Raw genomic sequence first — 5,342 nt, 5'->3', positions numbered from 1 at the left:
TGTTCCGGCGGTGTCCTACTCTCCCACACCCTGTCGAGTGCAGTACCATCGGCGCAGGTGGCCTTAGCTTCCGGGTTCGGAATGGGGCCGGGCGTTTCCCCACCGCTATAGCCGCCGTAACTCTATGAAACTGTCACACAGAGAGCCACAACCCCGTTACCGGGCTTGTTGTCTCGGTGATCTGTGTGTTGTTTCAGATACCGCACAGTGGACGCGTAGCTTCTTTGTTGGTAAGTCCTCGGCCTATTAGTACCAGTCACCTACACCCATTACTGGGCTTCCAGTTCTGGCCTATCAACCCAATGGTCTGTTGGGGGCCTTACCCCCTCGAGGGGGTGAGAAACCTCATCTTGGAACAGGCTTCCCGCTTAGATGCTTTCAGCGGTTATCCCTTCCGAACGTGGCCAACCAGCCGTGCCCCTGGCGGGACAACTGGCACACCAGAGGTTCGTCCGTCCCGGTCCTCTCGTACTAGGGACAGCCTTCCTCAAGTTTCTGACGCGCGCGGCGGATAGAGACCGAACTGTCTCACGACGTTCTAAACCCAGCTCGCGTGCCGCTTTAATGGGCGAACAGCCCAACCCTTGGGACCTACTCCAGCCCCAGGATGCGACGAGCCGACATCGAGGTGCCAAACCATCCCGTCGATATGGACTCTTGGGGAAGATCAGCCTGTTATCCCCGGGGTACCTTTTATCCGTTGAGCGACACCGCTTCCACTTGCCGGTGCCGGATCACTAGTCCCGACTTTCGTCCCTGCTCGACCTGTCGGTCTCACAGTCAAGCTCCCTTGTGCACTTGCACTCGACACCTGATTGCCAACCAGGCTGAGGGAACCTTTGGGCGCCTCCGTTACATTTTGGGAGGCAACCGCCCCAGTTAAACTACCCACCAGGCACTGTCCCTGAACCCGATCAGGGTCCGAGGTTAGAGGTCCAATACGATCAGAGTGGTATTTCAACGACAACTCCACCCGAACTGGCGTCCGAGCTTCACAGTTTCCCACCTATCCTACACAAACCGTACCGAACACCAATACCAAGCTATAGTGAAGGTCCCGGGGTCTTTTCGTCCTGCCGCGCGTAACGAGCATCTTTACTCGTAATGCAATTTCGCCGAGTCTGTGGTTGAGACAGCAGAGAAGTCGTTACGCCATTCGTGCAGGTCGGAACTTACCCGACAAGGAATTTCGCTACCTTAGGATGGTTATAGTTACCACCGCCGTTTACCGGGGCTTAAATTCTCAGCTTCGCCATTGCTGGCTAACCGGTCCTCTTAACCTTCCGGCACCGGGCAGGCGTCAGTCCGTATACATCGTCTTACGACTTCGCACGGACCTATGTTTTTAGTAAACAGTCGCTTCTCTCTGGTCTCTGCGACCCAACCCAGCTTCGAGAGCAAGTCTCTACACCAGATCGGGTCCCCCTTCTCCCGAAGTTACGGGGGCATTTTGCCGAGTTCCTTAACCACAGTTATCTCGATCGCCTTAGTATTCTCTACCTGACCACCTGTGTCGGTTTGGGGTACGGGCCGTGTACCAACTCACTAGAGGCTTTTCTCGGCAGCATAGGATCACTGAATTCGCCTCAATCGGCTACGCATCACGTCTCAGGACATGTGAACCGCGGATTTGCCTACGGTTCTCCCTACACGCTTACACCAGGTATTCCATCACCTGGCCCAGCTACCTTCCTGCGTCACCCCATCGCTTGACTACTACAGCCAGGGTCCCGTGCAGCCACTTCCGGCTCCCCGAAGGGAGTCCATCCGCTTTTGGACGGTTAGCACAACTGATTCGCCATTGGGCGCGGGTACACGGGTACGGGAATATCAACCCGTTGTCCATCGGCTACGCCTGTCGGCCTCGTCTTAGGTCCCGACTCACCCTGGGCGGATTAACCTGGCCCAGGAACCCTTGGTCATTCGGCGGACGAGTTTCTCACTCGTCTTTCGCTACTCATGCCTGCATTCTCACTCGCGCAGCCTCCACGGCTGGATCACTCCGCCGCTTCCCTGGCTACACGACGCTCCCCTACCCACCCCAGCGACTGGCCCGAAGGCGATCTAATGCTGGAGTGCCGCGGCTTCGGCGGTGTACTTGAGCCCCGCTACATTGTCGGCGCAGGATCACTTGACCAGTGAGCTATTACGCACTCTTTCAAGGGTGGCTGCTTCTAAGCCAACCTCCTGGTTGTCTTCGCGACCCCACATCCTTTTCCACTTAGTACACGCTTAGGGGCCTTAGCCGACGATCTGGGCTGTTTCCCTCTCGACTACGAAGCTTATCCCCCGCAGTCTCACTGCCACGCTCTCACACACCGGCATTCGGAGTTTGGCTGACTTCGGTAAGCTTGTGGGCCCCCTAGGCCATCCAGTAGCTCTACCTCCGGCGTGAAACACGTGACGCTGCACCTAAATGCATTTCGGGGAGAACCAGCTATCACGGAGTTTGATTGGCCTTTCACCCCTACCCACAGCTCATCCCCTCAGTTTTCAACCTAAGTGGGTTCGGGCCTCCACGACGTCTTACCGTCGCTTCACCCTGGCCATGGGTAGATCACTCCGCTTCGGGTCCATAGTGTGCGACTGGAGGCGCCCTATTCGGACTCGCTTTCGCTACGGCTACCCCACACGGGTTAACCTCGCCACACACCGATGACTCGCAGGCTCATTCTTCAAAAGGCACGCCATCACCCCACCCCAAAGGGAGGGCTCTGACAGATTGTAAGCGCACGGTTTCAGGTACTATTTCACTCCCCTCCCGGGGTACTTTTCACCTTTCCCTCACGGTACTAGTCCGCTATCGGTCACCAGGTAGTATTCAGGCTTACCGGGTGGTCCCGGCAGATTCACAGCAGATTTCACGGGCCCGCTGCTACTCGGGTACTTGATACAAGAGAGAACACGTTTTCGCTTACCGGACTCTCACCGTCTACGGTTGGCCGTCCCAGACCAATTCAGCTAACGCGATCTTTTCTGACTCTTGCTCCTCACGGCAGTGAGAAGAAATCAAGCCCCACAACCCCCAGAACGAAACGACTGCCGTCTATCACGCGCTCTGGGTTTAGCCTCTTCCGCTTTCGCTCGCCACTACTCACGGAATCACTGTTGTTTTCTCTTCCTGCGGGTACTGAGATGTTTCACTTCCCCACGTTCCCTCCACACACCCTATATATTCAGGCGTGGGTGACACGACATCACTCGTGCCGGGTTTCCCCATTCGGACATCCTCGGATCTCAGCTCGGTTGACAGCTCTCCGAGGCTTATCGCAGCCTCCTACGTCCTTCATCGGCTCCTGGTGCCAAGGCATCCACCGTACGCTCTTACACACTTACTAACAAAGATGCTCGCGTCCACTGTGCAGTTCTCAAACAACACACCCGCATCAAATCGGTTTCCAAGACCTGACCGAAATTCTTCGGCGGTATCGAGGAGATCCGAGCGGATCGTTTTTTGCCTGGAAAGAACGTCTGTTCTTTCAGGACCCAATAGTGAGTCGATTACATCCGAGCATTGCTCGGCACATGTCAGTGTTCCACCCATGAGCGTCCGTGGTCCTACATTCGAGGACTCAAACGGTCTCTGCCAGAGAAACTTTAACCTGTGTGAAGCCCTCTGGAGATGTGCTCCTTAGAAAGGAGGTGATCCAGCCGCACCTTCCGGTACGGCTACCTTGTTACGACTTCGTCCCAATCGCCAATCCCACCTTCGACGCCTCCCTCCCTTACGGGTTAGGCCAGCGGCTTCGGGTGTTACCGACTTTCATGACGTGACGGGCGGTGTGTACAAGGCCCGGGAACGTATTCACCGCAGCGTTGCTGATCTGCGATTACTAGCGACTCCAACTTCACGGGGTCGAGTTGCAGACCCCGATCCGAACTGAGACCGGCTTTAAGGGATTCGCTCCACCTCACGGTATCGCTGCCCTCTGTACCGGCCATTGTAGCATGTGTGAAGCCCTGGACATAAGGGGCATGATGACTTGACGTCGTCCCCACCTTCCTCCGAGTTGACCCCGGCAGTCTCTCACGAGTCCCCGCCATGACGCGCTGGCAACATAAGATAAGGGTTGCGCTCGTTGCGGGACTTAACCCAACATCTCACGACACGAGCTGACGACAGCCATGCACCACCTGTACACCGACCACAAGGGGGGCCGCATCTCTACGGCTTTCCGGCGTATGTCAAACCCAGGTAAGGTTCTTCGCGTTGCATCGAATTAATCCACATGCTCCGCCGCTTGTGCGGGCCCCCGTCAATTCCTTTGAGTTTTAGCCTTGCGGCCGTACTCCCCAGGCGGGGTACTTAATGCGTTAGCTACGGCACGGATCCCGTGGAAGGAAACCCACACCTAGTACCCACCGTTTACGGCGTGGACTACCAGGGTATCTAATCCTGTTCGCTACCCACGCTTTCGCTTCTCAGCGTCAGTTACTTCCCAGAGACACGCCTTCGCCACCGGTGTTCCTCCTGATATCTGCGCATTTCACCGCTACACCAGGAATTCCAGTCTCCCCTGAAGTACTCTAGTCTGCCCGTATCGACCGCAGGCTGGCGGTTGAGCCGCCAGTTTTCACGATCGACGTGACAGACCGCCTACAAGCTCTTTACGCCCAGTAATTCCGGACAACGCTCGCACCCTACGTATTACCGCGGCTGCTGGCACGTAGTTGGCCGGTGCTTCTTCTACAGGTACCGTCACTTGCGCTTCGTCCCTGTCGAAAGAGGTTTACAACCCGAAGGCCGTCATCCCTCACGCGGCGTCGCTGCATCAGGCTTCCGCCCATTGTGCAATATTCCCCACTGCTGCCTCCCGTAGGAGTCTGGGCCGTGTCTCAGTCCCAGTGTGGCCGATCACCCTCTCAGGTCGGCTACCCGTCGTCGCCTTGGTAGGCCGTTACCCCACCAACAAGCTGATAGGCCGCGGGCCCATCTCGCACCGATAAATCTTTCCACCACACACCATGCAGTGCGTGGTCATATCCGGTATTAGACCCAGTTTCCCAGGCTTATCCCAGAGTACGAGGCAGATCACCCACGTGTTACTCACCCGTTCGCCGCTCGTGTACCCCGAAGGGCCTTACCGCTCGACTTGCATGTGTTAAGCACGCCGCCAGCGTTCGTCCTGAGCCAGGATCAAACTCTCCGTTGAAGACTCTCAACCACATCCCGAAGGATGCAATCAGAAGTAAACGTGAGTCCGAAAACCCAGCAAAATAAACGCCAGCTCGGAAATTAAGCTGACTTATGTCCGACCTCCCACACGGGGGTGCAGAAGACCGGAACCAAATTAAATATTTGGCACTGACATTCATCGACACACTATTGAGTTCTCAAAGAA

General features: G+C 56.4%; 3 rRNA genes. All 3 read right to left on the bottom strand.

Annotated features, from left to right (window positions below):
* Positions 1 to 2 precede the first annotated feature (2 nt).
* Positions 3 to 119: ribosomal RNA gene (rrf, locus tag NC4_RS38520) — 5S ribosomal RNA — on the bottom strand.
* Between the two features lie 107 nt (positions 120 to 226).
* Positions 227 to 3,338: ribosomal RNA gene (locus tag NC4_RS38515) — 23S ribosomal RNA — on the bottom strand.
* 297 nt (positions 3,339 to 3,635) lie between these two features.
* A 16S ribosomal RNA gene (locus NC4_RS38510) occupies positions 3,636 to 5,153 on the bottom strand.
* Together the 16S, 23S and 5S rRNA genes form the textbook arrangement of a ribosomal RNA operon.
* Between the last annotated feature and the right edge of the window lie 189 nt (positions 5,154 to 5,342).

It is taken from the genome of Nocardia crassostreae (assembly GCF_001613405.1).
GTDB classification, from domain to species: Bacteria; Actinomycetota; Actinomycetes; order Mycobacteriales; family Mycobacteriaceae; genus Nocardia; species Nocardia crassostreae.
The sequence above is the reverse complement of the archived record's forward strand: the minus strand, read 5'-3'. Positions and strand labels throughout refer to the sequence as shown.